At 72.3% G+C, this 26,352-nt stretch carries 25 protein-coding genes and 3 pseudogenes; 19 read left to right on the top strand and 9 right to left on the bottom strand.

From position 1 onward, the window contains the following. Positions 1-372: pseudogene (locus AB0L37_RS03840) on the bottom strand (hypothetical protein); the annotation flags it as partial. Between the two features lie 191 nt (positions 373-563). Here AB0L37_RS03840 and AB0L37_RS03835 point away from each other — a divergent pair. The 3 genes from AB0L37_RS03835 to AB0L37_RS03825 all read left to right on the top strand — a co-directional run bounded on the left by AB0L37_RS03835 (position 564) and on the right by AB0L37_RS03825 (position 4,857). Further along, positions 564-3,095 (top strand): ATP-dependent Clp protease ATP-binding subunit, encoded by a 2,532-nt coding sequence (locus AB0L37_RS03835; RefSeq protein ID WP_365499602.1) that lies wholly within the window; start codon positions 564-566, stop codon positions 3,093-3,095. Between the two features lie 306 nt (positions 3,096-3,401). After that, positions 3,402-3,965 (top strand): hypothetical protein, encoded by a 564-nt coding sequence (locus tag AB0L37_RS03830; RefSeq protein WP_365500542.1) that lies wholly within the window; start codon positions 3,402-3,404, stop codon positions 3,963-3,965. A gap of 121 nt (positions 3,966-4,086) precedes the next feature. Next, the gene (locus AB0L37_RS03825) at positions 4,087-4,857 is read left to right on the top strand and encodes a class I SAM-dependent methyltransferase (protein ID WP_365500539.1); all 771 of its coding nucleotides are present in this window, start codon (positions 4,087-4,089) and stop codon (positions 4,855-4,857) included. Positions 4,858-4,878: 21 nt separating this feature from the next. On the opposite strand, the gene AB0L37_RS03820 is transcribed toward AB0L37_RS03825, so the two are convergent. Further along, positions 4,879-5,799, bottom strand: a complete 921-nt coding sequence (locus AB0L37_RS03820) for a serine hydrolase (protein ID WP_365500536.1) — start codon at positions 5,797-5,799, stop codon at positions 4,879-4,881. A gap of 32 nt (positions 5,800-5,831) precedes the next feature. Beyond that, positions 5,832-6,794 carry a LysR family transcriptional regulator gene (locus tag AB0L37_RS03815; protein ID WP_365499599.1) on the bottom strand — a complete coding sequence of 321 codons (963 nt, stop codon included), beginning with the start codon at positions 6,792-6,794 and terminating at the stop codon, positions 5,832-5,834. 86 nt (positions 6,795-6,880) lie between these two features. On the opposite strand from AB0L37_RS03815, the gene AB0L37_RS03810 reads away from it, so the two are divergent. From AB0L37_RS03810 to AB0L37_RS03785, 6 genes are all read left to right on the top strand, one after another. Then, positions 6,881-8,458: a penicillin-binding transpeptidase domain-containing protein gene (locus AB0L37_RS03810; protein WP_365499596.1), complete on the top strand. Its 1,578-nt coding sequence runs from the start codon at positions 6,881-6,883 to the stop codon at positions 8,456-8,458. Positions 8,459-8,618: 160 nt separating this feature from the next. After that, positions 8,619-8,873: a DUF5133 domain-containing protein gene (locus AB0L37_RS03805; RefSeq protein ID WP_365499593.1), complete on the top strand. Its 255-nt coding sequence runs from the start codon at positions 8,619-8,621 to the stop codon at positions 8,871-8,873. 75 nt (positions 8,874-8,948) lie between these two features. Next, a complete protein-coding gene (locus AB0L37_RS03800) occupies positions 8,949-9,614 on the top strand; it encodes an HAD family hydrolase (protein ID WP_365499590.1) in 666 nt (221 codons plus the stop codon). Between the two features lie 134 nt (positions 9,615-9,748). Beyond that, complete coding sequence (locus tag AB0L37_RS03795) at positions 9,749-10,081, top strand: BatC protein (RefSeq protein WP_365499587.1); 333 nt, start codon at positions 9,749-9,751, stop codon at positions 10,079-10,081. Continuing rightward, on the top strand, positions 10,078-11,286 hold the full coding sequence (locus tag AB0L37_RS03790) for a cupin domain-containing protein (protein WP_365499584.1): 1,209 nt from the start codon (positions 10,078-10,080) through the stop codon (positions 11,284-11,286). Before AB0L37_RS03795 ends, AB0L37_RS03790 begins: the two co-directional genes overlap by 4 nt. A 10-nt stretch (positions 11,287-11,296) precedes the next feature. Beyond that, entirely contained in the window at positions 11,297-12,217 is a 921-nt protein-coding gene (locus AB0L37_RS03785; RefSeq protein WP_365499581.1) for a sucrase ferredoxin, read from the top strand. 166 nt (positions 12,218-12,383) lie between these two features. Here the strand turns inward: AB0L37_RS03785 and AB0L37_RS03780 are convergent. Further along, positions 12,384-13,463: pseudogene (locus AB0L37_RS03780) on the bottom strand (MFS transporter); the annotation flags it as partial. A gap of 69 nt (positions 13,464-13,532) precedes the next feature. Here AB0L37_RS03780 and AB0L37_RS03775 point away from each other — a divergent pair. After that, entirely contained in the window at positions 13,533-13,913 is a 381-nt protein-coding gene (locus tag AB0L37_RS03775; RefSeq protein WP_365499578.1) for a helix-turn-helix domain-containing protein, read from the top strand. Here the strand turns inward: AB0L37_RS03775 and AB0L37_RS03770 are convergent. Further along, positions 13,892-14,575 carry a restriction endonuclease gene (locus AB0L37_RS03770; protein ID WP_365499575.1) on the bottom strand — a complete coding sequence of 228 codons (684 nt, stop codon included), beginning with the start codon at positions 14,573-14,575 and terminating at the stop codon, positions 13,892-13,894. The two genes, AB0L37_RS03775 and AB0L37_RS03770, sit on opposite strands and share 22 nt — an antisense overlap. Positions 14,576-14,923: 348 nt before the next feature. On the opposite strand from AB0L37_RS03770, the gene AB0L37_RS03765 reads away from it, so the two are divergent. Continuing rightward, the gene (locus AB0L37_RS03765) at positions 14,924-16,534 is read left to right on the top strand and encodes a sulfite oxidase (RefSeq protein ID WP_365499572.1); all 1,611 of its coding nucleotides are present in this window, start codon (positions 14,924-14,926) and stop codon (positions 16,532-16,534) included. A gap of 90 nt (positions 16,535-16,624) precedes the next feature. Here AB0L37_RS03765 and AB0L37_RS03760 read toward each other — a convergent pair whose 3' ends face one another. Then, on the bottom strand, positions 16,625-17,203 hold the full coding sequence (locus tag AB0L37_RS03760) for a fasciclin domain-containing protein (protein ID WP_365499569.1): 579 nt from the start codon (positions 17,201-17,203) through the stop codon (positions 16,625-16,627). 272 nt (positions 17,204-17,475) lie between these two features. Here AB0L37_RS03760 and AB0L37_RS03755 point away from each other — a divergent pair, with 272 nt between their 5' ends. The 5 genes and pseudogenes from AB0L37_RS03755 to AB0L37_RS03735 all read left to right on the top strand — a co-directional run bounded on the left by AB0L37_RS03755 (position 17,476) and on the right by AB0L37_RS03735 (position 20,992). After that, positions 17,476-18,126, top strand: coding sequence for a fasciclin domain-containing protein (locus AB0L37_RS03755; RefSeq protein WP_365499566.1), 651 nt, complete (start codon positions 17,476-17,478; stop codon positions 18,124-18,126). 63 nt (positions 18,127-18,189) lie between these two features. Further along, positions 18,190-18,702, top strand: a pseudogene (locus tag AB0L37_RS03750) (alpha/beta fold hydrolase); the annotation flags it as partial. Positions 18,703-18,704: 2 nt separating this feature from the next. Next, entirely contained in the window at positions 18,705-18,962 is a 258-nt protein-coding gene (locus tag AB0L37_RS03745) for a hypothetical protein (protein ID WP_365500618.1), read from the top strand. 404 nt (positions 18,963-19,366) lie between these two features. Then, positions 19,367-20,371 (top strand): sigma-70 family RNA polymerase sigma factor, encoded by a 1,005-nt coding sequence (locus AB0L37_RS03740; protein ID WP_365499563.1) that lies wholly within the window; start codon positions 19,367-19,369, stop codon positions 20,369-20,371. 57 nt (positions 20,372-20,428) lie between these two features. After that, positions 20,429-20,992 carry a dihydrofolate reductase family protein gene (locus AB0L37_RS03735; RefSeq protein ID WP_365499560.1) on the top strand — a complete coding sequence of 188 codons (564 nt, stop codon included), beginning with the start codon at positions 20,429-20,431 and terminating at the stop codon, positions 20,990-20,992. A 23-nt stretch (positions 20,993-21,015) separates the two neighbouring features. Here the strand turns inward: AB0L37_RS03735 and AB0L37_RS03730 are convergent, their stop codons facing one another. The 3 genes from AB0L37_RS03730 to AB0L37_RS03720 form a co-directional block, all read right to left on the bottom strand. After that, the gene (locus AB0L37_RS03730) at positions 21,016-21,333 is read right to left on the bottom strand and encodes an STAS domain-containing protein (protein WP_365500533.1); all 318 of its coding nucleotides are present in this window, start codon (positions 21,331-21,333) and stop codon (positions 21,016-21,018) included. A 181-nt stretch (positions 21,334-21,514) separates the two neighbouring features. Beyond that, positions 21,515-21,973, bottom strand: a complete 459-nt coding sequence (locus tag AB0L37_RS03725; RefSeq protein WP_365499557.1) for a hypothetical protein — start codon at positions 21,971-21,973, stop codon at positions 21,515-21,517. 106 nt (positions 21,974-22,079) lie between these two features. Further along, a complete protein-coding gene (locus AB0L37_RS03720; protein ID WP_365499553.1) occupies positions 22,080-23,582 on the bottom strand; it encodes a PLP-dependent aminotransferase family protein in 1,503 nt (500 codons plus the stop codon). A 105-nt stretch (positions 23,583-23,687) separates the two neighbouring features. Here AB0L37_RS03720 and AB0L37_RS03715 point away from each other — a divergent pair, with 105 nt between their 5' ends. The 3 genes from AB0L37_RS03715 to AB0L37_RS03705 all read left to right on the top strand — a co-directional run bounded on the left by AB0L37_RS03715 (position 23,688) and on the right by AB0L37_RS03705 (position 26,347). Next, complete coding sequence (locus AB0L37_RS03715) at positions 23,688-24,620, top strand: PhzF family phenazine biosynthesis protein (protein ID WP_365499550.1); 933 nt, start codon at positions 23,688-23,690, stop codon at positions 24,618-24,620. A 91-nt stretch (positions 24,621-24,711) separates the two neighbouring features. Continuing rightward, positions 24,712-25,695: an ornithine cyclodeaminase family protein gene (locus tag AB0L37_RS03710; RefSeq protein WP_365499547.1), complete on the top strand. Its 984-nt coding sequence runs from the start codon at positions 24,712-24,714 to the stop codon at positions 25,693-25,695. Between the two features lie 46 nt (positions 25,696-25,741). Continuing rightward, positions 25,742-26,347 (top strand): dihydrofolate reductase family protein, encoded by a 606-nt coding sequence (locus AB0L37_RS03705; RefSeq protein ID WP_365499544.1) that lies wholly within the window; start codon positions 25,742-25,744, stop codon positions 26,345-26,347. Positions 26,348-26,352: the final 5 nt, after the last annotated feature.

Raw genomic sequence — 26,352 nt, 5'->3', positions numbered from 1 at the left:
GTTCAATTGTTTATTGTAGCCAGCTCCGTGAGGTGTGCCAATAAGTGGTGCGTGGAGATGGTGGAGATTTCCGCCCCGGTTTGTCGCGACGGCGAGATCGAATTCCCGCCGGGTCGCTTCGTGCCACGGTATGAACGGTATCCCTCGCGTGTGAAGAAAAGCCTCGGTGCCGGCGTCGAGGACGGAGGACCCTGTGCAGGTGAAGACGGTCTGGATGCGGCGGTCGCCCTCGAAGGCGGTCAGCAGGTCCAGCAGCCGCGTCGCGGACGTGACGTTGTGAACGACCCCGAGCACCGTGCGCTCGGCCCGGGCGGTGCTCCAGCGCTCCCCGCCCGTCTGCAGCGGCAGCGGCAGCCGTTCCGTCCCTGTCACCCGCTGGCTCCTCGTCGTGATCGCGTTGCGCCGGACGGGTCACGATAGCTCTTCGGGGCGCGACGAATTCGTGTGGGCTGCCAGGGGCGGCGGCCCCTGCGGTGGCGACGGCCGTTCGCCCCGTTTGCGCACCTCTGTGACGGTTGCTTGAGTGAAGGGACTGATCCGACATCCCACCGGGAGACTCCGTCATGTCGATGTCCTTCGGTTCCCCCTTCGGCTCGCCCGACCCGTTCGGAGAACTCCTCAACCGCTTCTTCGGTACGTCGCCGGCCGCCTCGCCGCCCGCCGTGCAGCGCGTGCCGATCGGCCGGCTGCTGACCGACTCGGCGCGCGAACTGCTCGGCCGGGCGGGCAACAAGGCGGTGGAGGACGGCAGTTCGGACCTCGACACCGAGCATCTGCTGTGGGCGGCGACCCAGGTCGACCCGGCCCGTGCGGTCCTGGTGCAGGCCGGAGCCGAACCGGACGCGCTCGCCGCCGTCATCGCCAAGATCCTGCCGGGGGAGAGCGGCGAACCGTCGGCGGAGCCGGGGCTCACCCCGGCCGCCAAGCGCACCCTGGCCCGCGCCTACGTGCGCTCGCAGGAAGCCGGGGTCTCCTACATCGGCCCCGAGCACATCCTGGGCGCCCTGCTCGACGACCCCGACGCGGGCGCGGCCCGGCTGCTGCGCGCGCAGGGCGTGGACGTGGACCGGCTGCGCGGCGCGACGGACACGGCGGCCCGCGCCGAGGGCGTGCCGGCGTCCGCCGCGGGAGCGCCCAGCAGTACCCCGACCCTGGACCAGTACGGCCGCGACCTCACCGAGGAGGCGAAGGCCGGCAAGCTCGACCCTGTGGTCGGCCGGGCCGACGAGATCGAGCAGACCGTGGAGATCCTCTCCCGCCGTTCCAAGAACAACCCGGTGCTCATCGGCGAACCCGGCGTCGGCAAGACCGCCATCGTCGAAGGGCTCGCCCAGCGCATCGTCGCCGGTGAAGTGCCCGACACCCTCAAGGACCGGCGGGTCATCGGCCTCGATCTGTCCGGGATGGTCGCCGGGGCCCAGTACCGCGGCCAGTTCGAGGAACGCCTCAAGAACGTCATCGACGAGGTGAAGTCTGCCTCCGACGAGACAATCGTGTTCATCGACGAACTGCACACCGTCGTCGGCGCGGGCGCTGGCGGCGAGGGTGCCATGGACGCGGGCAACATGCTCAAACCGGCCCTGGCCCGCGGCGAGTTGCACGTCGTCGGCGCCACCACCATCGACGAGTACCGCAAGTACGTGGAGAAGGACCCCGCGCTCGAACGCCGTTTCCAGCCGGTGATGATCCCCGAACCGTCGGTCGACGAGACCCTGCAGATCCTGGAAGGGCTGCGGGACACGTACGAGGCACACCACCAAGTCCGTTACGGGGACGGCGCGTTGACGGCCGCCGCCGAGCTCTCCGACCGCTACATCAGTGACCGCTTCCTGCCGGACAAGGCCATCGACGTGATGGACCAGGCCGGCGCCCGGGTCAAACTGCGCAGCAGCGGCCGCTCGACCGAGGCCGTGGAGCGCGAGGACCGTATCGCCAAACTCCAGCGCGAGAAGGAACAGGCCATCGCCGTCGAGGACTTCGAGAAGGCCTCCGCCCTGAAGAAGCAGATCGCCGAGGCGGAGGGCGAACTCGCCGGCATCGAGGAACGGCGCGAGGGCGTCGTCGAGGTCACGGCATCCGACATCGCCGAGGTCGTCTCGCGCCGCACCGGTATCCCCGTGTCGCAGCTCACCGCTTCCGAGAAGGAGAAGCTCCTCAAACTGGAGGACGCCCTGCACGACCGGGTCGTCGGCCAGGACGAGGCCGTGGTGGCGGTCGCCGAGGCCGTACGCCGCAACCGCGCGGGCATGGGAGACCCGAACCGCCCCGTCGGCTCCTTCCTCTTCCTCGGCCCGACCGGCGTCGGCAAGACCGAACTGGCCAAGGCCCTCGCGGAGTTGTTGTTCGGCGACGAGAACCGCATGGTCCGCTTCGACATGAGCGAGTTCCAGGAGAAGCACACCGTCTCCCGGCTCGTCGGAGCCCCGCCCGGATACGTCGGCCACGAAGAAGCCGGACAGCTCACCGAGAAGGTGCGCCGTCAGCCCTACAGCGTGCTTCTCTTCGACGAGGTGGAGAAGGCCCACCCGGACGTCTTCAACACGCTGCTCCAGGTCCTCGACGACGGGCGGCTCACCGACTCGCAGGGCCGGACCGTCGACTTCCGCAACTGCGTCGTCATCATGACCTCGAACATCGGCTCCCAGCGGATCCTTGCGCACGACGGAGACGTCTCCGGGATCAAGGACGCGCTGATGGGCGACGTCCAGGCGCACTTCCCGCCGGAGTTCGTCAACCGCATCGACGAGACGATCGTCTTCCACGCGCTCACCCAGGACGACCTGGGCGGGATCGTCGACCGCCTCCTGGACCAGAGCAAGCGCCGCGTCCACGCGCAGGGCATGAACCTGGAGGTCACCGAGGCCGCGAAGAAACTCCTCGTCGCCCACGGCCACCAGCCGGAGTTCGGCGCCCGTCCGCTGCGCCGCACCATCCAGGCCGAACTCGACAACCGGCTCGCCTCGTTGATGCTCGCCGGCGACCTCGAACCCGGCGACACGATCGTCGCCGACGTCAAGGACGACGCCCTGGTCTGCTCCGTACGGCAGGGGCAGACGGCACCCGAAGCGAGCCCCGAACGTCCCGAAGGAGTGTGAGGACACGCCCGCCGGGGGGGGCTCGGCAGTTACGCCGGGTACGGCGTCGTCGACGGCCGCCGGCGCCACGCGCGCGGCAAGACGGCCATCCGGATCCGACCGGGCGCCATCGGTGCGGTGACAGAGTCGTGACACAAGCAGGGGCAACGGGTGCGCCCTGTGACGGGTCGTACAGGACAGACAGAGCAAGTAGTAACGGCATGCATGACGACATGCCGCATTACATGGGGGAATGAGCGCATGACGAACAGCCGCACCCGCACCCGTACTCGTACCCACAGAACCCTGTGGGCCCTGACCGCAGTGATGGCCGCCACGGCCGGCGTCGTCACGACCGCGACGGCCGCGTCCGCGTCCGGCACACCGAGGTTCCTGTCCGCGTCCCAGCTGCCGCCGCATCCGTCGTCGCCCTGGTACGCGGGGCCGGTCACGGCCGGGCAGCCGGACCCGTTGCCGATGTGCGTGGGCGGGGCGCTGCCGTCGATCTCCGTGCACCGCGCCTACCACACGGACCTCGACACGACCGCCCTTCAGGTGACGGTGGTCGAGCGCAGCGTCCAACGGGCCAAGGACTTCGCGGCGTTGCTCCGCAAGGACCTCGCGGGGTGCGCCGCTTCCGTGATGAAGGAGGACCCCGAGGCGAAGGCCACGCAGAAGTACTACGGCCGGCTGCCGGTGGAGGAAGGCGCCTACGTGTACGGCGTGCACACCACGACCACGTGGGGCGCGTCGGACATCAACCTGTTCTCGGTGGGGCGCGACGGCAACGTCGTGACGGTGGTCCGCTGGGGCCAGATGGGCTCGTACCGCAACGCGCAGGTGGCCGACTTCAAGAAGACGACGGTGACGGCGGTCAACAAGCTCCGCTGACTGTACGCAGAGGCTCCGCCTTCACGTGAAGGCGGAGCCTTTGATCCTGCCGGGAGCCCGGATCAGGGATAGCGTCGATGGGGTGAACGAAATCGACGCGAACCGGCGCTGGACGCAGTCCATGCCCGAGGCCTACGAGCGATATCTGGTGCCGGTGTTCTTCCGGCCCTTCGCCGCCGACCTGGCCCGCAGGGCGGCGGCGCTGCGGCCCCGTACGGTCCTGGAACTGGCCGCGGGGACCGGGGCGCTGACCTCGGCCCTGCTCGCCGAGGTCCCCACCGCCTCGGTCGTGGCGACCGACCTCAACGAAGCGATGGTCACCTGCGGACAGGCCAAGGAGCCGCGCGCCCAGTGGCGGCAGGCGGACGCCCAGGACCTGCCGTTCGAGGACGGCGCCTTCGACCTCGTCCTGTGCCAGTTCGGGGTGATGTTCTTCCCCGACAGGCCCACCGCCTACGCCCAGGTACGCCGGGTCCTCGCCCCAGGGGGACGGTTCCTGTTCAGCAGCTGGGGTCCTCTCGCCTCGCACGGATTCGGGGCCGCCTTCCAGGCCGCGCTGGAGCACGCCATGCCCGAAGGAGTACCCGCCTTCCTCCCGCGCCTCCCCCACGGCTACAGCGACCCGGCCGTCGTCGAGGCCGACCTCGCGGCCGCCGGGCTGACCCTGGTGGACACCGCCGAGCAGGTCACCCTGGAGGGGGTCGCGGAGTCGGCGGCCTCCGTGGCCACCGGGTTTTTCACCGGCACACCGGTGAGCGCGGCGCTCGCGGACCGCGACGACGCCGACTCCCTCCGGGCCGCCGTCACTCGCGAGATGACGGACCAGCTCGGAACCGGCCCGGTGACAGCACCGATGACGGCGACCGTCTACACGGCACGCCGCACCTCCTGACCCCGTCCTGAAGGCGTACGGTCACACGCCCCGTCCGCGCGGGGAACGCAGGGCCTCCACCGCGAGGCGGGCCGCCGTGCCGATGGCCGCGTCTGCGGCGGGCTGGTTCGCCGCCGTGCGGGCCGCGCGGGTGAAGACGGCGACGGCGTAGCGGCCGCCGTCCGGGTACTCGACGACACCCACCTCGTGCCGGAGCGTCGGCAGGGTGCCCGTCTTGCCCGCCACCCGTACGTCGTCGAAGGGGAAGCCGGACGCCAGCCGGTGCGGCCAGACCTGGTGGGCGAGCATGGAGCGCAGCTCGGCCGCGCGCTCCGGCGAGCACGCCTCGTCGCGCCACACCGCGGCCAGCAGCCGGGTGAGTTCGCGCGGAGTACTGCGGTTGGTCCGCTCCGGATCCAGGACGCGCAGGCGCGCCGTCAGCGCCGGGTCCACCAGGAGGCGGGCCGGGTCGCCGCCGCAGTCCTCGTCGATCGCGGTGAGCAGGTCACCCGCGGTGTGCACGGCCACGGTCCGGTGCAGGCCCAGGTCGGCCATGGCCCGGTTGACGCCGTCCAGGCCGACTCGCGCGTAGAGCACGTCGGCCGCCGCGTTGTCGCTCACCGTCAGCGCGAGCGCGAGCAGGTCCCGTACGGACATCCGCACGGGGTCGCGCAGCATGGCCAGGCCCGTCCCGCCCGGGGTGCGGCCCTCGACGGGAACGTCGACGGGTTCCGCCGGGTCGATCAGGCCCGTGTCCGCGCACCGCTGCACCGCCACCGCCAGGCACAGCTTGTGCGTACTGGCGGTGCTGACCGCGGTGTCCGCCCCGGTGCCCACCTCGGCGCCGCCGTCGAGGTCGAGCGCGTGCAGCACCCCGGTGACACCCGCGTCCGCGAACACCGCGCGCAGCCGGGCCCGCACGGTGCCGCTCGCCGACCCGCTCAGTCCGCTCAAGCCGTTCATCCCGCTCATGCCGCTCATGCCGCTCATGCCGCTCATACCGTGAACCCGAGGCGCGGGACCGGGGCCCCGGACCGGTTCGGCACGACCGTCTGCGCCACCGGGACCATTCCTCCGTACTCGGCCAGCGCCCGCTCCACCACGGCGCCGAACAAACCTACCGCCGGGTCGTCCCGGCGACTGCGCAGCCAGGCCGCGGACAGACGCTCCCACAGCGGAGCCCCGGCCAGCTCACGCCAGACGGCCCCCGGGGGCACCTCACGATCGCGCGAGGCGAAGGCGACGGCCGTGCCGGAGAGCACCATCCCCGCGACGAACGCCGGATCCCGGCCGGCGATCACCGTACCGGGCTCGAAGCCGTGCCGACGGCAGGTGGCCAGGATCTCGTCGTGCAGCGCGGGCCCGGACCGCCGGGGGAACAGCACGAGGTCGCACCCGGCGAGCGCGGCCAGGGCCAGCGGGCCGTCCGCGGCGCCTCCGTCGTCCGGGACGACCGCGCCGAGCGGGCGGCACATCACCTCGCCCAGGTCGAGGCCGGCCACGTTCACCGGATGACGCAGCACACCGGCGTCCAGGGTGCCGGCCGCCAGCTCCGCCAACTGCGCCTCGGCGCCCAGTTCGCGCAGTTCGAGACGGACTCCGGGCGTGCTCTCGCGGAACCCGCCGACCAGCGCGGCGACCACCGCGCTGCCCAGCTCCGGCGGCACCGCGGCGCGCAGCAGCCCGGCCGCGCCGCTGCGTACCCGGGCGGCCGCCCCGGCCAGCGCGTCGGCCTGCGCCAGCAGCGGCCGCGCCTCGGCGAGCAGCAGCCGGCCGCCCTCGGTCAGGTCCGCGCCGCGGCTGGTGCGGTCGAAGAGCCGGATCCCGAACTCCCGCTCGAGCCGCTGGATGCGCTGTGACAGGGACGGCTGCGCCATGCCCAGGCGCGCGGCGGCCCGCCCGAAGTGCCGTTCCTCGGCGACCACGACGAAGTAGCGCACATGCTTGATGAGGTCCATCACCAGGCATCATAGGCAAACAGCTATGCGATCTACACCGATAGGGCTGTTGGACGGAGGAGCGATTCGCCTGGTCTGATCCCGGCATGTCGCAGTCGAGACGCGCCGGGCGACGGCGCCGCCCCCTCCTGTTCCTCGTTCTCGTCCTCGTACTGGTCGCGGGCGCCGCCACCGCCGCCTGGCGGCTGCTGCGCCCCGGCGAGTCGGCCGACGAGCGGACCGCCGCCGTCGACACCTTCCTCAGCGCCTGGACGCAGGGCGACGGGGAAGGCGCCGGGCGCGCCACCGACCGCCCCGACGAGGCCACCGCCCGGCTGGCCGCGCTGCGCAAGGACCTGCCCGGTACGCGCTTCGAGCTGCGGCGCGGCGCGCGTGACGGGGACGCCTACGACGTCCGCGTCACCCTGCGCCTCAGGGGCGGCGACCGCTACGCGTACACCACCTCCGTGCCTCTCGCGCGGAGCGGGGACGGGTGGCGGGTGAAGTGGAGTTCGGCCGTGATGCACCCCCGCCTCACCGACGGCAGCAAGCTGGCCGTGGCCGACGGGACGCGGCGCGCCGCGATCCAGGCCGCCGACGGCACACCGCTGCGCGGGCTCGCCCCGGCCCTGGTCGGCACGCCCGGCAGCAGCGGCCTTGAGTTCCGCTACGACCGGCAGCTGGCCGGCCGCCCCGCCGACACGGTGGCCATCGTCGGCACCAGCTCCGGCCGCACCCTCGCGACCCTGCACACCTCGCCGGGCACCAGCGGCGACCCGGTGCGCACCACGCTCGACATCCCGACCCAGAAAGCCGCCGAGAAGGCGCTGCACGGCCTGTCGAAGAACGCGGCGCTCGTCGCGGTCCGCCCCAGCACCGGCGAGATACTCGCCGTCGCCGACAACCCGCCCACCGGCGAGAACCGTGCGCTGCGCGGTCACTACCCGCCCGGCTCCGACTTCAAGGTGGTCACCGCGGCGGCGCTGATCGGCAGCGGGATGAACACGGACACGCCCGCGCCGTGCCCGCGCTACGTCACCGTCAACGGGCAGTCCTTCGAGAACCAGGACCTGTTCGAACTGCCCGCGGGCGCCACCTTCGCCGACGACTTCGCCCACTCCTGCAACACCGGCATCATCGCCCAGCGCGACCGGCTCGCTCCCGACGCGCTGACCGAGACCGCGAAGGCGTTCGGCATCGGCCCGGAGTGGGATGTCGGCGCGGTGACGTTCGACGGGTCGGTCCCGGTGGCCGAGAGCGCCAACGACCAGGCCGCGGCGATGATCGGGCAGGGCCGCGTCCAGGCCAGCCCGCTGGTGATGGCGTCGGTGGCCGCGACCGTCAAGGACGGCACGTTCCGCCAGCCGGTCCTGGTCCCCGCGGCCGTGAAGGAGCGGGCGAAGGCACCGGTGCGTCTCGATCCCGGGGTCGCGGCCCAACTCCGCACGCTGATGCGGGCCGTGGTGACCGAGGGCTCGGGCAAGGCGCTGCGCGGCATGCCCGGTGAACCCGGCGCGAAGACCGGCACGGCCGAGTACGGCACCGAGAACCCGCCGCGCACCCACGCCTGGTTCATCGGCTACCGGGGCGATCTGGCCTTCGCGGTCCTGATCGAGGACGGCGGCTCCGGCGGCAAGGACGCGGGCCCGGTGGCAGCGGCCTTCCTCGAAGGACTGCCGGGGTAGCCGGACCGGGACGCCCTGACCGCCCGCCTGCCGAGGGCGGGCGGCCCGGGCGTTTTGGATCTGTGCGCGTGGGGAACCCACCCCTGGCTTGGGAACACAGGCACCCCCGTCTTCGTGTACGCGACTGCTCGGCTCGCGCTGCCTGCCCCCTGGAGCCATCATGATCATGACCTCGTCCGCCGCACTGCGGTCCCTGCTCGCGCGCTATGCGATCGCCCGGTTCGCGTACGAGGAACGGGCCGACCCGGCGACCGCCCGGCGGCTCGCGGAGGTCAGCCGCACGCTGTGCGCGGCCACTGGCGCGCGCAGTGTCGCGGTCGCCCTGGCCGTCGCGGACGCGCGGCTTTCGGGGTCCGGACGGGGCGCGCAGGCCGAAGCGGGGCCCGTGGTCGAAGAGGGCACGGCGATCGGCTGAGCCCGGGCCGGCGTACCGGCGTCCCCACGCCCGCCCGCCGAGAGCGATGAGAACAACCGCCGAAGGGAGCCACCCATGAACGCACGCGCGGCAGTGTTCGACGTGGACGGAACGCTGGTCGACACCAACTACCTGCACACGGTGTGCTGGTGGGAGGCGTTGCGTCAGGCCGGGCACAGCGTCCCGATGACACGGATCCACGGAGCCATCGGCCTCAGCGGCGGCGACCTCCTGGAGCATCTGCTCGGAAAGGAACGCGACCAGGACCAGGACGCCGACATCAGCGCCGGACACAAGGCCCTGTACGGCGCCTGGTACGAGCGGCTCGCACCCTTCGACGCGGCGGCCGACCTGCTGCGGCGGCTGCACGACGAGGGCTGGTCGGTGGTTCTCGCCACCTCGGCGGGCGGTCCCGAACTGGAGGCGTTGCGCGGGGCGATCGACGCGGACGAGGCCATCAGCGCGACGGCGAGCGCCGACGACGTGGACGAGGGGAAACCGGCGGCCGAACCCGTCGAGCACGCACTGCGCCTGGCCGGAGCCCGGGCCGAGGAGAGCGTCTTCGTCGGCGATTCCGTGTGGGACATGCGTGCGGCCCGGCGGGCCGGCGTCACTCCGGTGGCGGTGCTCAGCGGCGGTGTGAGCCGGGCCGCGCTGGAGGAGGCGGGCGCGGAACAGGTCTACGCGGACACCGCTGAGCTGCTCGCGGAGCTGGCGCACAGCCCGTTCGGAAAGCGCTGAAGGACGCCGGGCCGCCCGGCCCCGGCCGCTGGAGTTGCCGTCGGGATCGGCCTGGGTGAGTTTGGTGAGGAAGCGGGGACACGGGGGTACTCACGTGACCGTCCGGCCCCGACCGTCCATGTGCAGGAGGAGACATGACCAACCCCGAGCAGGACCCGAACCAGCAGGAAGGCCCGGCCGACGGCGGCGCGGCGGGGACGCCGGGCGTGCATGACGGGGGTGCCGACGGTGGCGCGGAGGGTCCCGCGGACGGTGGCGCGGCGGGCACGCCAGGTGTGCATGACGGTGGTGCCGACGGTGGCGCCGAGGGCCCGGCGGACGGTGGCGCGGCGGGGACGCCGGGCGTGCACGACGGGGGTGCCGACGGCGGTGCCGAGGGCCCCGCGGACGGTGGCGCGGCCGGGACCCCGGGGGTGCACGACGGGGGAGCCGACGGCGCGGCCGACGAGTCGGGCAGTGCCGTGTGAGCATCTCGCCGCTCGAAGTCCGGGACGTCGACGCCCAGCGGGGCGGCGGCGTCCTGGACGCGCGTCTGACGCACCGGGACCGGGAGGAGTTCGCCCGGGACTTCTGGGGCCGCGCCCCTCTCCTCACCCGTGGTGCCAGTGACTTCAGCGACCTGTTCTCCGCCGCCGCCGTCGACGAGCTGATCTCCCGGCGCGGGCTGCGCACCCCCTTCCTGCGGCTGGCCAAGGACGGCGCCACCCTCCCCGACGCGTCGTTCACCGCCCCGGCAGGCGCCGGCGCCTCGATCGCCGACCAGGTCGACGACACCGCCGTGTGGCGCGCCTTCGCCGACGGGGCCACCCTCGTCCTCCAGGCGCTGCACCGCACCTGGGAGCCCGTCGCCGATCTCGTCGCCCGGCTCGGCACGGAACTGGGGCACCCGGTCCAGGCGAACGCCTACGTGACCCCGCCGCAGAACCGGGGCTTCGACCACCACTACGACGTCCACGACGTCTTCGTCGTCCAGATCGAGGGCACCAAGCGCTGGATCATCCACGAGCCGGTGCACCCGGACCCGCTGCGCGACCAGCCCTGGACCGACCACCGCTCCGACGTCGAGAACGCCGCGCGCGGCGACGCCCACCTCGACACCGTCCTCGCGCCGGGCGACGTCCTCTACCTGCCGCGCGGCTGGCTGCACGCCGCCGAGGCGCAGGGCGCCGTCTCCGTCCACCTGACGCTCGGCGTTCACACCTGGACCCGGCACGCCCTGGCCGAGCACCTCGTCCGATCCGCTCTGGCGTCGCTGCGGGACGACCCGCGGATGCGCACTTCCCTGCCCCTCGGTGACGACACTCCGGCCGACGAATTCGCCCTGGTCCGTGACCGTCTCCTGGCAGCCCTGACGGAGACGGACCCCGCCCCGCTGTTCCACCGCACCCGGCGCGGCCAGGCCAGGCCCGCCCCGCTGGGACCGCTCGCCCAGCTCCGGGCGGTCGCCGACCTCACCCCCGACACCCGGGTGAGGCTCCGCGCCTCCCTCGAAGCACGCCTGGACGGCCGGCGCCTGCACACGCGCGCGGGCTGGCTCGACTTCACCGAGCAGGATCTGACGGCGGTGCGGCGCCTGCTGGACGGCCAGGTCCACCCGGCCGGCGAACTGGGCCTCGTCCGCGTCGAACGACTCCTGCGCGCGGGCGTCCTGGTCCCCGCCGACGACCGGTGACGAGGCCGCGATGAACGCGGCCGCCCGGTTCTTCTGCGCCGACGCCGCCCGCCTGCGGGACGACCCCCTGGCGGGCACGGCACCGTACGGCTCCACGTGGGTCCTCATCGAGTACCGGGGAGGCTGGCCGCCCAACGGCTTCGACGGCCTCTCCCTCGAACCCGTCACCAAACAGCGCGTGTTCACCGCCGCGCACGCCGTACGGGCCCGGATCCTGCTCATCCGGCGCCACGGCCGCCGTACGACAGCGGGGCCCGCGCGCTGGGCGGTCCTGCGCCACCGCGAAGACGGCGCCCACCGGCAGACCTGGGGCACCTGGCAGCGCGACGAGGACCTCGCGGGGATCGCCGACGCCCTCGAAGCCGTCGACGCTCCCGGCGAGGAGGCGGCCCCGCCCGTCGTCCTCGTCTGCGCCCACGGGCTGCACGACGCCTGCTGCGCCGTGCGCGGACGGCCCGTCGGACGCGCCCTGAGCGAACGCTGGCCGGACCTGGTGTGGGAGTGCACGCATGTCGGGGGCGACCGGTTCGCCGCCAACGTCGTCGTCGCCCCCGACGGCGTCTACTACGGCAACCTCGACGCCGCGTCGGCCGTCACCGCGGTCGAGGAACACCTCGCCGACCGGGTGCACGCCGACCACCTGCGCGGATACACGAACCTCTTCCCGGCCCAACAGGTCGCCGTGGCAGCCCTCCTGCGCCGCTACGGCCCGGCCGGCCGGTACCACTACGACGTCGAGGAGACGTCCCGCGACGGCGACCGCTGGCGCGTCCGCCTCACGAGCCGCACGCCCCGTTCGTCTCCGTACGACCGGTACGAGGTCGAGGTCCGCTCCCACCGGACGCCTCCCCGGCAACTGACCTGCCGGGGCCTGTCGATGAGTTCCACCGTCGCCTACGAGGTCCTGTCGATCGCCGTCGCCCCTCACTGATCCGTACACCGCGCTGTACGTCCCCGATCCGGCTCCGTGCGGCGGGGAGCGCCCTGCCGGCCACGGTGGCGAGCGTCGTCCCGAGAACGCTGACGCCGACGAGGGGCAGCCAGGTCGCGGCGGCTCCCGCGGACAGCAGCCCGGAGAGCGCGACCGGAGCGACCGCTCCCGCCACGGTCACGGCGAGTTGGTGGAGGGCCAGATACCGGCCGCGCAGAGCCTTCGGCGCACTCTCCGCGGCGACCGTCGACCCGACGGGACCGCCGAGCATCTCGCCGAGCGTGTACGTACCGGCCCCGAGCAGGACGACGCCGACCGCGAGGGCCGGCGCCGCCACATGGCCGGCGGCGAGGAACAGGAGATAGCCGGCGCCGAAGCAGAGGTGCCCCGCGACGAGGACACCACCGCGGACCCGCCCCCTCAGCCGGCCGATCACGACCCCCTGTCCGAAGCCGACCATCAGCGTGTTGAGCGTGAAGACCGCTCCGGCCGTCCAGCCGGGCAGCCCGAGCACGTCCACCGCGTAGACCGGGATCGCGATGGTGAGGACGAACAGCGAGAGCGCGAAGCAGAGTTGGTGCCCGACGAGCACCAGGTAGCGCCGGTCCCGCACCACCTGCCGCCAGCCTCCGCCGTCCTCGTCCCGGCCCGCTTCAGGGCGCGGGTTCGGCACGGCCCGCATCAGCACGAAAGCAGCGACGTAGGACAGGGCGTTGACGGCGACGATCGCGGCGTACGCGCCCTGCGTGCCGATCCCGACAGCGGCGGCCGAGAGCAGCCCGCCGAGCGCGTAGCCGAGGTTGCGCACGGACCCGAGGAGGCCGAACCAGCGCTCGCGCTCACCCGGCGCGGCCAGCGCCGTCACGGTCACGCCGTAACAGCTGAAGAACACGGCCCGCCCGGCGCTGTTCAGCCACGCGCAGAGCACGATCTGCCAGGCCTGCCCGACGACGAGATATCCGGCGAAGCCCAACGCCTGGGCCAGGTTGGCCGCTTGCAGCACCGGCTTGGCGCCGAACCGGTCGACCAGGCCGCCGCACAGCGGACCGGCGGGCAGCGCGAGCAGCCCGGCCGTCGTCAGCGCCGCGCCCACCTGCACCAGCGTCAGTGACGTTGTGGCCAGGAAGAACAGCATGGATACGGGGATGAAGACGCCGGAGCCGATCGCGTCGATGACGATCGCGGCGACGAAACGACCGTGCCGGAGCTTCGAGGAGGAGAGGGCCGCGGAATCGGGAGGAGCCACGAGAAGGACGGTATAGATTCTATATCGGTATCCACAACGCTACTGGAAGCCGGGAACCGGGAGTCATCCATGGGCAAGGCATACAACGTCATGGCCGCGACCTGCCCCAGCCGTACCGTCCTGCACCGGATCGGGGCGCGCTGGACGGTCTTCGTCGTCAACGCGCTCGACGACGGGCCGAAGCGCTTCACCCAACTCAAGGCGCACATCCGGGGGATCACGCCCAAGGCGCTCACCGAGACACTGCGCGCGATGGAGTACGACGGCCTGATCACGCGCACGGAGATCCCCGCGCATCCGCCGCACGTCGAGTACGCCCTCACCGACCTCGGCCGCTCCCTCCTGGTGCCGCTGCGTGCCGTACGGGCCTGGGCCGAGCGGCACGTCCCCGACATCGAACGCGCCCACGCCCGCATCGACGCGGCCGGTCAGCCGGACAGATCGAGCTGATCGAACGGCACACCGGACGCCCACCGCAACAACAGCCGTCCGTCGACGAGCCGTACGCCGTCCTGCCGGGACGCCCACCGGACGTCGTCCGGGCCGAACACCCCCTGGCTGACGAAGAGTTGCAGGAACCGATCGGCTCCGAGCCCGCCGGACTCCCGTACGCGCGCGGCCCCGCTCACGTTCTCCTGCCGCCGGATCTCGACCGTCGTCCCGATCGCGACGTCGAGTTCGCGGCCCACGCCGTCCCGCGCGTACAGCCGTACCCGCTCGCCCTCGCTCAGATCCGTGACCTGCCAGCCGTCGCGGCGCAGCATCCGCTCGACGGCCCGCGCCAGACCGCGCCGGTCGAGCCGACCCAACTCGGCCGCGCTGTACCGGCCTTGCACACGGCGTACGACGAACCGCCGGCCGAACCAGCCGGCACCGCCGGCCCCCGCCAGCAGCAACACGCCGCCGACCAGACCGCTCAGCCCGAACCCGCGCACCAGCAGCGCGAGCACGAGCAGCGGACCGAGCACCGCGAGGCCCAGCGCCATGAACGCGGGCAGCACCTCGCGGAGTTCGGGACCGTACCGGCCCTGAGCGCGCAGCTCGGCGACGACGTACGCGCGCTGCGCCCGGGAGCTGCCGGGCCTGCGCGGTCTCCGTTTCCACAGCGGCACGTCAGGCTGCCGCCCACCGTTCGCCCGGGCCAACTCCTCACCCCCGTCGGCTGTCCCGAAGGAAGAGATACCCCGTGGTGAGCGCGGTGTGCCAGCTCTTTTGGGTGGATGTGCGCAGGATGGCCGGGAAGGCGCACCCTCCTCCGGGATGCCCAGCGCACGCGCTCCCGGCCCGCGAGGCCGGGTCGCAGGGCGCGGCTACTGCCGAAGGGGGGGGTGCGAGCGGCCCCGCGGCGCGGCCACGGCGTGGGCCTCGCGGCGGGTTGGTAGAGCTGGCGTGCGGCATCGTCTGTCCCCCGATGGCGTGAAGCGACCAATCCGGGGACGGCGCGAGGACGGATTCCCGGCATGGACGACGACGCTTCTCTCACCCCACCACGCGGCATCAGGCGCCTCCTGCTCGGCGCGGTGAGCGGTCTGCTCGCCGGATACGCGGCCATCGCGGTCGCGGAACTGGTCTCCGCGGCCGTGCGCCCGGAGTCGGGGCCGATCATCGCGGTGGGCGGGGCGGCGATCGACCGGACCCCACCGGCGGTGAAGGACTGGGCCATCCGCCAGTTCGGCACGAACGACAAGCTCGTGCTCCAGCTCGGCATCCTCGCCGTGCTGACCCTCCTGTCCCTCGTGCTGGGCATGGTGGCCGCGCGATGGCGGCTGATCGGCTCGCTCGGGGTGCTCGCCTTCGGCGTGGTGGGCGCGCTCGCCGCCACGGGCAGGACCGACTCGACCAGCGCCATGGACGCGCTGCCCTCCCTGGTCGGTGCCGTGGTCGGCGGCTGCTTGCTGTACTGGCTGATCGGCAGGCTGGGGCACTCGCGGGCGGTGGACGAGGACTGCGGCACGGCCGCGAGCGAGGCCGGCGGCCCGGGGTGGGACCGGCGCGGGTTCATCATCGCGGCCACGGCGGCGGCCGCGGCGTCCACCGGCGCGGGACTGGCCGGGCGGGCGCTCAACGGCTCCCAGGGGCAGAACGCCGTAGCGTCCCGCAAGAACGTGATGCTGCCGGCGCCGGCGTCGTCGGCAGCCGCCGTACCGAAGGGCGCCGCGCTGCGCATCGACGGCATCAGCCCCTTCGTGACGCCCAACAGCGACTTCTACCGCGTGGACACCGCGCTCGTCGTGCCCAAGGTCGACGCCGCCTCCTGGAAGCTGCGCATCCACGGCATGGGCGTCACCCGCGAGCTGACCCTGTCCTTCGACGACCTCCTGAAGATGCCGCTCATCGAACGGGACATCACACTGACCTGCGTCTCCAACGAAGTCGGTGGACCGTACGTGGGCAACGCCCGCTGGATCGGAGTCCGCCTGGCCGACCTGCTCGAACAGTGCGGCGTCAGGCCCCCGTCGAAGGGCGGCCCGGCCGACCAGCTGGTGGCCAGGTCGGTGGACGGCATGACGATCGGCAGTCCGGTCGACGACGTGATGGACGGCCGCGACGCGATGCTCGCCGTCGGCATGAACGGGCAGCCGCTGCCCTTCGAACACGGCTTCCCGGTACGGATGGTGGTGCCCGGCCTCTACGGCTATGTGTCCGCCTGCAAGTGGATCCAGGACATCGAGCTGACCACGTTCGACTCCTACGACTCGTACTGGGTCGAGCGGGACTGGGCGCAGCGCGCACCGATCAAGACCGAGTCCCGTATCGACACACCGAAGCCGTTCGGCCGGCCGAAGGCAGGGAACGTCATGGTCGCCGGGGTCGCCTGGGCGCAGCACCGCGGCATCGACAAGGTCGAGGTGCGCGTCGACGACGGGCCCTGGGAGGAGGCCCGGCTCGCCGCCGAGGACACCCGGGACACGTGGCGGCAGTGGTCGTACCCCTGGCAGGCCACGAAGGGCGGCCACACGCTGACCGTGCGCGCCACGGACCGTACCGGTGAGACGCAGACTCAGAAGCGGACGGACACGATCCCCGACGGCGCGTCCGGCTGGCACTCCGTGGTGGTCACCGTGGACTGAGGGCGCTGACCGGCGCCTCACACGTATGTTCCTTCGGGGCGGCCTGAGGCCGCCCCGAAGGTGTTGGCGCCACGTGACGGTGCCGGCCGGTCAGCTCCTCGGCATGAGAACGGTGTCGATGATGTGGACGGTGGCGTTCGAGGTCCGCACGTCGCCGCAGACGATGTTCGCGGCGTCATTGACCTTGTACGTCCCGCCCGACCCCGACGTGGTGAGCATGGAGCCCTCCAGCGTCTTGAAGTCGCCATCGGCCAGCTTGTCTTGAGCGACCTGCTCGCCCACCACGTGGTACGTGAGGATCTTGGTGAGCCGGGCCTTGTCGTTGAGCACCTTGTCGAGGTCGGCCTTGGGAATCTTGGCGAACGCCTCGTTGGTCGGAGCGAAGACCGTGATGTCCTCCGCGTTGTTGAGCGTGTCGACCAGACCCGCCTTCTTCACGGCGGTCACCAGGGTCGACAGCTCCGGGTTGTGCGAGGCGGCGGTGGCGACGGGGTCCTCGGCCATGCCGTCGAAGGAGCCGGCGCCGTCCTTGGGCGCCGACGCACAGGCCGGACCGAAAGGCTCGGCCGTGTCGGCCGAGGCCATGGGGGCGAGTGCCGTGAGGGAGAGCGGCAGTACGAGGACCGCCGATCCGACGAGGATGCGCGTGCTGACGCGGCGAGCGTTCATGATCAACCCTCCTGTGCGGCGGCGGGTGGTCCCACCCGCCGGGCCCCCGAGCGGCCCAGGGCCGGTGAGGGCACGGGCTCCCGGGGCGGTCGCGTCTTTGGTGCCCTCACGCAGGTAATCCGTCACCGGCGCTCATCCGGATTGCCCTGCTTTGAGATTTCCGCGATTCCCTTCACTCTTTCGTGGCGCGACCAATCCGCGCGGCGGGCCGTCCCGGATTACCGGCGAGGAGGGCAGAAAGCTCTCACCCATCCGATCGCTGAGGGATAGTCATGCAGACTCGAGTCCGCCGTGTTGCCGTTGTCATCGCTGCCGCCGCCATGCTGCCACTGGCCCTGACCGCCTGCTCCGACAGCGACACCAAGGACAAGGCGTCCGGAACCTCCACGCCAGCCGCGTCGAAGGGGGCCGCCACGGCCGAATCCCCGGTCGGCACCGGGACGATGAGCGAACCGTTCGGCCCGGCCTGTGCCACGGTCCCTAAGGACGGTGCCGGCTCGTTCGACGGCATGGCCAAGGACCCGGTCGCCACCGCCGCCTCCAACAACCCGGCCCTGTCGACCCTGGTGACGGCGGTGAAGAAGGCCGGACTCGTGGACACGCTCAACAACGCCCAGAACATCACCGTGTTCGCCCCGACCAACGACGCCTTCGCGAAGATCCCGAAGGCCGACCTCGACAAGGTGCTCAACGACAAGGCCCAGCTCACCAAGATCCTCACGTACCACGTGGTGGGCCAGAAGCTCGCGCCGAAGGACCTGGACAACGGCTCGTTCGAGACGCTGGAGAAGTCGAAGTTGACCACGTCCGGCTCCGGTGAGTCGTACAAGGTCAACGACTCGGCCAACGTGGTCTGCGGCAACGTCAGGACCGCCAACGCCAACGTGTACATCATCGACAGCGTCCTGATGCCCAAGAGCTGACCGCCCGGTCCCGATGCCCCGACCGCACACGCCCGCTGCCACACTTCGGCGCGGGCGTCTGCGGTGGGCGCGCGCTGCGCGAACTGCCCCTGCGTGTACGGTTCGCCGGCGTTGCCTGCGCGGCGACGAAGGATCAGTAGGCGACATGCGGCCGGTGACACCGGCGGCGGAGGAGGAACGTTGAGCGAGTACGAGGAGCGAGCACGCGAACGTCGTGCCGCGGCGGGCGGGGCGCTCGTCCCGTTCCGTACTCCGCCGCACGCACGCGCCGCGGTGCTGTTCCTCCACGGCGGCCGCGCCGACAGCCTTTCCCCGTCCCGGCCCTGGCACCTCGCCGCCCTCAGGATGAAGCCCCTCGTGCACGCCGTGGCCAGGGCGCTGCCGGACGACGACGTCCTGCTCGCCTTGGTGCGTTATCGCGTACGGGGCTGGAACGGCACGTCCGCCGACGCCCTCCACGACACCCGGCGCGCTCTGGACGCCCTGACCGGGCTGGTCGGCGACGGGCCGGTGGTGCTCGTGGGCCACTCGATGGGCGGGCGGCGCTGCGTGCCGCCGCCGTCCCGCAGGTGCGGGCCGTGGTGGCCCTGGCGCCGTGGTGTCCGGAGGGGGAGCCCGTCGCGCACCTGGCGGGCAAGGACGTCGTCGTGCTGCACGGCGACCGCGACCGCGTCACCGATCCGCACGCCTCCTCGGCGTTCGCCACCCGGGCGCGGGCCGCCGGGGCGCGCGCGGAGATGGTCCTGATCTCCGGCGGGGACCACGCGATGCTGCGGCACAGCACCCGCTGGCACCGTGCCACGGCCGCGCACGTGACGCGGCTTCTGCCTCGGTGAAGCGCGGCCCGGGGCCGGCAGGCGCCGGAGCGTTCGTGCGGCCATCGGCAAGCTCACCGGCTTCCCGGCTTCTCTTCTCCGCACCCACCTCGGGCACATAGGTCCGTGCTCGGCGACTTCCCGCTTCGGGGCGGTCAGTCGCCGTCAAAGGCGGTCACTTGCTCACCGGGCCCTCGGCTATACGCAGACACTTGCTTACGAGGAACGTGCCGGTCGAGACGGGGGAGTTGATCGGGTGGCGGACGGAACTGGCGCGCTGCCCCTGGCGGACCAGTCCGACCGGCCGATGCCGGAGGTGGACGCCGAGTACCTGTCCGGACGGACATGCTGCTGGTGCTCGACCCCTGCGAACATCTCGTCGACGACTGCCGGGAAGTGGTCGCCACACTGCTGGACGCGGCGCCATGCTGCCGGAGCCCGGCGAGGCTCCGGGGCCCAGCCGCGCCGGGCGTGTGCGGCATGATGTGCCGGTGGAATTCGAGGCGTACCGCGGTGAGTTGACGGCGTTCTGCTACCGGATGATGGGTTCGTTCCACGAGGCCGAGGATCTGGTGCAGGAGACGCTGCTGCGGGCGTGGAAGTCCCGTGACCGCTACGACCCGGCGCGTGCGTCGGTGCGGACCTGGCTGTACCGGATCGCGACCAACGCATGCCTGACCGCGCTGGAGGGCCGCGGCCGGCGCCCGCTGCCGTCCGGTCTCGGCGCGCCGAGCGACGATCCCGGCGCGGCACTGGTGCCGGCGCTCGACGTGCCCTGGCTCCAGCCGTTCCCCGAGGCGCGGTTCGACGTGGAGGCCAGGGCCGAGCTGCGGCTCGCCTGGGTAGCGGCGGTGCAGGTCCTGCCGGCGAAGCAGCGGGCGGTGCTGATCCTGCGCGAGGTGCTCGCGTTCAGCGCCGCCGAGGTCGCCGAACAGCTGGGGACCACGGTCGCGGCGGTCAACAGCGCACTCCAGCGCGCCCGGGCCACCCTCGCCGAGGTGGGCGATGCCGGCACGGTCACCGAACCGGACGATCCCGAGGTGCGGGCGGTCGTCCAGCGGTACCTGCGGGCGTTCGAGGCGGCGGACGTCCCCGGGCTTGTGCGGCTGCTGGCCGAGGACGCGGTCCTGGAGATGCCGCCGGTCCCTCTCTGGTACCGGGGCAGCGTGGACTACGGACGGTTCATGGAGCGGGTGTTCGCGATGCGCGGCACGGGCTGGGCCGTGCGCGCGCTGACCGCCAACGGGCAGCCCGCGCTCGCCACGTACACGCCGGAGCCCGGCGGGATGCTCCGCGCGCACTCCTTGCAGGTCCTGACCGTCACCGGCGGACGCGTCGCGCACAACGTCGTGTTCGCCGATCCGCGCGTCTTCGACGCCTTCGAGCTGCCGCGCGAGATTTCCGCGGACAAGTTGATCCGGGAGCGATGAGTCCGGGCGGTGCGGCCGGTACGTACCGGTGAACACCGAACCGAAGGGAACCTCATCATGAGTGTCACCGTCATTGAGTTCACCACCCTGGACGGCATCGTGGACGACCCGGACGGGCGCGCCGGTACACCCCTGGGCGGCTGGGCCTTCCGGCACGGACCCGAGGCCGTCGCCGGGGACAAGTTCCGGCTCGGCCGGACCCTGGACGACGGGGTGCTGCTGCTCGGGCGGACGACCTGGCAGCTCTTCTCCCAGCTGTGGCCGGGCCGCGACGACCCGTTCGCCGCGCGGATGAACGCCGCGCCGAAGCTGGTCGCCTCCCGCACGCTGTCCCGTACGGACATGTCGGCGTGGGCGAACTCCCAGCTTCTGGACGGCGACCTGGTCGACGCCGTCAAGCGCGAGCGGCGCGACGTCGTCGTCACGGGGAGTCTGAGCGTCGTGGACCGGCTGCGGGCCGCGGACATGGTCGACGAGTACCGCCTGCTGACCTTCCCCACCGTCCTCGGCGCCGGCCGCCGGCTCTTCCCGGCCGAAGGCCCCCACGCCGAGTTCGCGTGCCTGTCGGCCGAGCAGGTGGGCGCCGCCGTCCTCACCCGCTACCGCAGGGCCGCCCGCTGACCGCCCGCTTCACCCCGATCCGTTCACCCCCGGGGCGGCAGAGGTCCCCCGAGAAGCCGGCTGGTGCCGACGATGTCGAGGACGCGGCAGACGGGGCGGCTCGCGGCTATGACGCGTAGGCTGCCGCCTTCCTGGTCGGCCTGACGGTGGTGGCGGATGAGCAGGTTGATGCCGCTCGAGTCGATGAACGGGACCTGGGACAGGTCGAGTTCGCAGGCCCGCGCATGCAGGGAGCGCAGCACCGGCTCCATGCGCGGGGCGGTGACCACGTCGAGTTCGCCGCTGACGCGCAGCAGGACGCAATCACCGGTGTCGACGGTCTGAACGGCCCAGGGCGGCAGCGGTGGTCGTGATGCGTTGATCGTGATCCCTCTCCTCGCCCGGCGGATTCCGGCAGGTGGGATGCCCTCGGACCTGACTGAGGTCCGAGGGCATCCCGTTCGTGCTTCCGGATCAAGACAGGTTCCGGATGCACCGAGTCGGCGCTCGCCGGCAGACGGGAGAGAAGGGGCGCCCGGCCCGTCAGGCGCGAGGCGCGGCGGCTTCCGGAGCTTCGAGCGGCAGTGCCGCGGCGATCACGTTCCGTTCCGAGCGCCCCAGGAGCGGGAAGATGATCTTCAGCCCGCGGTCGTCGGCGGGCGAGGAGACGACGAAGGACGAGTTCAGCCAGCGCTCCCGTATCGCAGTGCGCACGAGCCCCTCGCGCGGGATCGTCAGGACGTGCTCGCCCGTCTTGGCGAACGTCGGGTCGGCCTGGAAGACGAGGATGCGGCGGTCCGTCATGACCAGGTACATCGGCCGAGGCGTCGGTATCACGGCGACAGCCCCACCGCTGAGGATGGCCGAGGCGGCGGCGAAGGCCGCCGTGCGGCGCACCGTCACGGAACTCAGGTTCACGATGGTCGTGACCTCGACCTGCTCGCCGGGCGCGAGCATCGGGGTGACGGTGGCCAGCAGCAAGCGGCGGCGCTTTGCGTTCACGGGTACTCCAGAAAGTGCGGTCCAACCGGACAGGTCATCGCCTGACCGGCATGGGGAGCATGCCGTATGCCCGTACCCGCTCCGCGCGCGGGGTGGTTCCGGGAGGTCAATCGCCGCGGCGCTGACTCCGACCTGGCTCAGGACGAAGGTGCCGGTGAGCCTCGTCGAGCCGGTCGACGGCTGTGTCCAGCGCGTCGGGTGGCAGAGTGAAGGGGAGCCGCAGGTAGCGGTCCAGGGCGCCGTCGGGGGAGAAGTGGTGGCCCGGCGTGACGGTGAGCCGGTGCGTGGCGGCGAGGTCGGCCAGCCGGCTGGAGTCGGTGTCGAGGAGTTCGAGCCACAGGCACAGGCCGGCCTGCGGAACGTGGAAGCGGCACCACGGAAGTTCCGCCAGCCGACGGCTCAAGTGGTCACGTTGTGCGCGGAGTTGGGCCCGGCGCCGTTCCAGGATCGTCTGCCGGTGCGGCAGCAGCCGGGCCGCGATGAGGCGATCGAACGGTGACGGGGCGAGGGCGGCGGCCAGGGGCAGCGCGGCCAGCCGGTCCACGACGTCGGGGTGGGCGCGGATCCAGCCCAGGCGCAGCCCCGGCCACAGTGACTTGCTGAAAGAGCCCACGTGCACGACGTTCCGGTCACCGGCGCGGGTGGCGAGGCGCGACGGCGGCACGGCGTCCTCGCGCAGATCGAGGTCGCGCATCGTCTCGTCGACGACGACCGGGCCGTCGTGGGCGCGCAGCCGCTCGCGCAGGTCCCGGCGCTCCTCCTCGCCCATCAGCAGGCCGGTGGGGTTGTGGAAGTCGGGGATCAGATACGTCAAGGAGGGGCGGGCCGCTCGCAGGGTGCGGTCGAGGGCCGGAACGTCCCACCCGGCGGGGCTCACGGGATGGGCGACGAGCGTGGCGCCGGCCGCGCGGAAGGTGGCCAGCGCGCCCGGATAGGTGGGGGACTCGACGACGACCCGGCTGGAGGGGCGCAGGTACGCGGCGCCGAGCAGGCTCAGGGCGGCGTCGGCGCCGCTCGTCAGCAGGATGTGCCGGCTGCCGGTGGCGAGGTTCTGCGCGCTGTAGGCGTCGGCGATGGCAGCGTGCAGCGCCGACGGCCCGTCGCCCGCGGGGGCGTCATGAGTGGCATGAGTGTCATCGGCGGTTCCCGCATGGCCGGCGCGCTCGTACAGCAGAGCGGCGGGCAGCGCGTCGGCCGCGGCGTGCGCCGCCTGGAGCAGCTCCTCGAACGGCGCCGCGGGCTCGGCGATGGTCAGGTCGAGCGCCGCACCGCCCTGCCCGGCACGGCCGCGGTCGCTGGCCCACGGGGCGAGGCGCTCGCGCAGCCGCGGCGGCAGCGAGGTGACGCTGCCGGACCCGGTCCGGGTGACGATCAACTCCTCGTCCCGCAGGACCCGGTAGCAGGACGCCACCGTTCCGCGCGCGAGCCCCAGCTCCTCGGCCAGCAGACGTTCGGCAGGCAGCCCCGCGCCCAACGGCAGCCGTCCGTCGAGGATCGCCCTCTCCACGGCGGCGGCCAGCTGTCGGGCGAGCGGACCGCCGCCGCCGCGCCAGTCGCCGAGGAGGCGGGCGAACCGGGACGCCGGGACGCGCCGCACGATGCGTTCCATGTGGTCCAGTCTAGGCAGATTGGACCACACCTTCGGGACCGATCCGGCCTAGCGTCGAGCCGTACCCGCCGCCCTGCGGCCAGATCCTCGGAGACCGGAGACCTCATGCCCCTGACCTACCGCCACGTCGACGTCTTCGCCACCGATCCGTTCACCGGCAACAGCCTCGCCGTCTTCCCCGAGGCCCCCAACGACCTGTCGGACCGCCAGATGCTCGCGATCACCCAGGAACTCCGCCACTTCGAGACGATCTTCCTGAACGAAACCGAAACCGAAGCCGAAGCCGTAGCCGGTGCCGACACGGGAGCCGAAGCCGACGCCGGCAGCCACGGACCGGCAGAGATCCAGGCCCGCGTCTTCGACCTCTTCGAAGAACTCGACTTCGCCGGGCACCCGGTGCTCGGCGCCGCGGCCGTCCTGCACGAGCGCGACGGCAGCCCCGGCCCCCTGCGGTGGCGTTTCCGGCTGCCCGCCAGAACGGTCACGGTCGCCACGCGCCGGACCGCCGCGGGCTACCACGCCGAACTGGAGCAGGGGGAGCCCCAGTTCCTCGGTACCGTGCCCGCCCCGGACCGCGCGGAGATCGCCGCGGCCCTGAACCTGCCCGCGGACGCCCTCGCCGACCTGCCCCTGGAGACCGTCTCCACCGGCCTGCGCTACCTCATCGTCCCGCTCGTGAAGGGCCTCGCCGACGCGAGGATCGTGCGCGACGACTTCGCGGACCTCGTGGCCCGCCACGGCGCCCAGTTCGCCTACCTCGTGGACGTCGAGGCCCGGGAAGGCCGTCACTGGAACAACGACGGCGTCCTTGAGGACGTCGCCACCGGCAGCGCCGCCGGCTGCGTGGGCGCCTACCTCGCCAGACACCGGGTCGTCCCCGCCGACGAGGAGTTCGTCCTGCGACAGGGCCGCTTCACCGGCCGCCCGAGCCTGCTCACGGTCCTTCCGCAGGGCGACCCCGACGAACTGCGCGGTGTCCGTGTCGGCGGCGACGTGACGATGGTGGCCAGGGGCTCCCTGGACGCGGCACCCGCATAAGAAGCCCGCCCGACGAAGCCCACGAAGCCGACGAAGTCCACGAAGCCACGAAGCCGACGAAGCCCACGAAGCCCCTGAGGACCCCCCACCCATGCCGTCCGAGCCGACCTCTTTCCCTCTCTACGCGGCCGACGAGATCCGCGCCGCCGTCCGCCTAGCCGACCTGATCGAGCCCGTCGCCGAGGCCTTCACCGCGTTCAGCACCACGGCGGGCGCCCAGGCTCCGGTGATGGTGCTGCCGCTGGCCGACGGCGCGGACTCCCACATCAAGGCCGCGTACCTGCCCGGAGGCCGCCACTTCCTCGTCAAGATCGCCAACTGGTCGCCCGGCAACCGGATGCGCGGCCTCCCGGAAGGCGGCGGTTTCGTGGCCCTCTTCGACGCGACGACCGGCGCCGTCACCGCCGTACTCGAAGACGAACACCACCTGTCCGACCTGCGTACGGCCGCGGCGGGCGCCGTCTGCGCCCGCGCCCTGGCCCGCCCGGACGCGACCCGCGCCACCGTCCTGGGTACCGGCCGACAGGCCGAACTCCAGGCCCACGCCCTGACACTCGTACGACCCGTCCGGCAGATCAGCATCTGGGGCCGCCACCACGACCGCGCACTCGCGCTCGCCGCCCGGCTGGACGACGCGCTGCCGGACACCGACGTCGTCGCCGTCGCGGACCCGGAGCGGGCCGTGCACACCAGCGACATCATCGTCACCGCGACGGCCGGCCCCACCCCCGTCCTGTCCGGCGCCTGGCTGTGCCCCGGGCAGCACGTCACCGCGCTCGGCGCCGACGCCCCCGGCAAACGCGAACTCGACGCGGCGTGCCTGCACCGCGCCACCCGTGTCGTCGTCGACAGCCGCGAACTCGCCCTGCGCTACGGGGACATCCAGGCCGCCATAGCGGACGGCGAGACGACCGAGGCCCGTATCGACGCCGAGATGGGAGACGTCCTGGCAGGCCGGGCCCCCGGCCGCCGCGCCCCGTACGACCTCACCGTCGCCAAACTGATCGGCATCGGTCCGCAGGACCTCAAGACGGCGGAGACGGCGCTCACTCTGCTGGAGCGGACGCACCGATGAGTTTGCGGCGGCGGCCAGGTCTACCTGTCAACGAAGGGAGCGCACCATGCGCAAGATTGTTGTCTGCACGTTCCTGACCCTCGACGGTGTGATGCAGGCGCCCGGCGGCCCCGACGAGGACACGGGCAGCGGCTTCGAGCACGGAGGCTGGCAGAAGGCGGTGTCCGACGACGAGGTCGGCGCGGCCATCGCCGGGTGGTACCAGGACACCGACGCGATGCTGCTCGGCCGCAAGACGTACGACATCTTCGCGTCGTACTGGCCGTCCGCCGATCCCGCCAATCCGTTCACGGAGCGGATGAACAGCACACGGAAGTACGTGGCGTCGCGGACCCTGACCTCCGTCGACTGGCAGAACTCCACGCTGCTGGAGGGCGACGTGGCCGATGCCGTGCGCACGCTGAAGGGGACCGACGGCGGCGACATCAACGTCGTGGGCAGCGGCGACCTCGCCCAGACCCTCATGCGGCACGACCTCGTCGACGAGTACCGGCTGACCATCCACCCGGTGATCATCGGCACCGGCAAGCGGCTCTTCGCCGACGGGGCGATCCCCACGACGCTGGAGCCGGTCAGCGTCTCGACGACCAAGGGTGGCACCGTACTCGCCATCTACCGGCCCAACGGGAAGCCCACGTACGACAGTTACTAGTCCGA

It is taken from the genome of Streptomyces sp. NPDC052225 (assembly GCF_040679615.1).
In the GTDB taxonomy this organism is placed as follows: domain Bacteria; phylum Actinomycetota; class Actinomycetes; order Streptomycetales; family Streptomycetaceae; genus Streptomyces.
The sequence above is the reverse complement of the archived record's forward strand: the minus strand, read 5'-3'. Positions and strand labels throughout refer to the sequence as shown.

Coding starts and splice junctions, on each gene's coding strand:
- AB0L37_RS03710 (WP_365499547.1), top strand. CDS start 24,712: ATGCCGTCCGAGCCGACCTCTTTCCCTCTCTACGCGGCCGACGAGATC.
- AB0L37_RS03800 (WP_365499590.1), top strand. CDS start 8,949: ATGAACGCACGCGCGGCAGTGTTCGACGTGGACGGAACGCTGGTCGAC.
- AB0L37_RS03835 (WP_365499602.1), top strand. CDS start 564: ATGTCGATGTCCTTCGGTTCCCCCTTCGGCTCGCCCGACCCGTTCGGA.
- AB0L37_RS03765 (WP_365499572.1), top strand. CDS start 14,924: ATGGACGACGACGCTTCTCTCACCCCACCACGCGGCATCAGGCGCCTC.
- AB0L37_RS03735 (WP_365499560.1), top strand. CDS start 20,429: ATGAGTGTCACCGTCATTGAGTTCACCACCCTGGACGGCATCGTGGAC.
- AB0L37_RS03795 (WP_365499587.1), top strand. CDS start 9,749: ATGACCAACCCCGAGCAGGACCCGAACCAGCAGGAAGGCCCGGCCGAC.
- AB0L37_RS03815 (WP_365499599.1), bottom strand. CDS start 6,794: ATGGACCTCATCAAGCATGTGCGCTACTTCGTCGTGGTCGCCGAGGAA.
- AB0L37_RS03740 (WP_365499563.1), top strand. CDS start 19,367: ATGCTGCCGGAGCCCGGCGAGGCTCCGGGGCCCAGCCGCGCCGGGCGT.
- AB0L37_RS03775 (WP_365499578.1), top strand. CDS start 13,533: ATGGGCAAGGCATACAACGTCATGGCCGCGACCTGCCCCAGCCGTACC.
- AB0L37_RS03805 (WP_365499593.1), top strand. CDS start 8,619: ATGATCATGACCTCGTCCGCCGCACTGCGGTCCCTGCTCGCGCGCTAT.
- AB0L37_RS03810 (WP_365499596.1), top strand. CDS start 6,881: ATGTCGCAGTCGAGACGCGCCGGGCGACGGCGCCGCCCCCTCCTGTTC.
- AB0L37_RS03825 (WP_365500539.1), top strand. CDS start 4,087: ATGCCCGAGGCCTACGAGCGATATCTGGTGCCGGTGTTCTTCCGGCCC.
- AB0L37_RS03760 (WP_365499569.1), bottom strand. CDS start 17,203: ATGAACGCTCGCCGCGTCAGCACGCGCATCCTCGTCGGATCGGCGGTC.
- AB0L37_RS03785 (WP_365499581.1), top strand. CDS start 11,297: ATGAACGCGGCCGCCCGGTTCTTCTGCGCCGACGCCGCCCGCCTGCGG.
- AB0L37_RS03715 (WP_365499550.1), top strand. CDS start 23,688: ATGCCCCTGACCTACCGCCACGTCGACGTCTTCGCCACCGATCCGTTC.
- AB0L37_RS03720 (WP_365499553.1), bottom strand. CDS start 23,582: ATGGAACGCATCGTGCGGCGCGTCCCGGCGTCCCGGTTCGCCCGCCTC.
- AB0L37_RS03755 (WP_365499566.1), top strand. CDS start 17,476: ATGCAGACTCGAGTCCGCCGTGTTGCCGTTGTCATCGCTGCCGCCGCC.
- AB0L37_RS03830 (WP_365500542.1), top strand. CDS start 3,402: ATGGCCGCCACGGCCGGCGTCGTCACGACCGCGACGGCCGCGTCCGCG.
- AB0L37_RS03705 (WP_365499544.1), top strand. CDS start 25,742: ATGCGCAAGATTGTTGTCTGCACGTTCCTGACCCTCGACGGTGTGATG.
- AB0L37_RS03820 (WP_365500536.1), bottom strand. CDS start 5,799: ATGAACGGCTTGAGCGGACTGAGCGGGTCGGCGAGCGGCACCGTGCGG.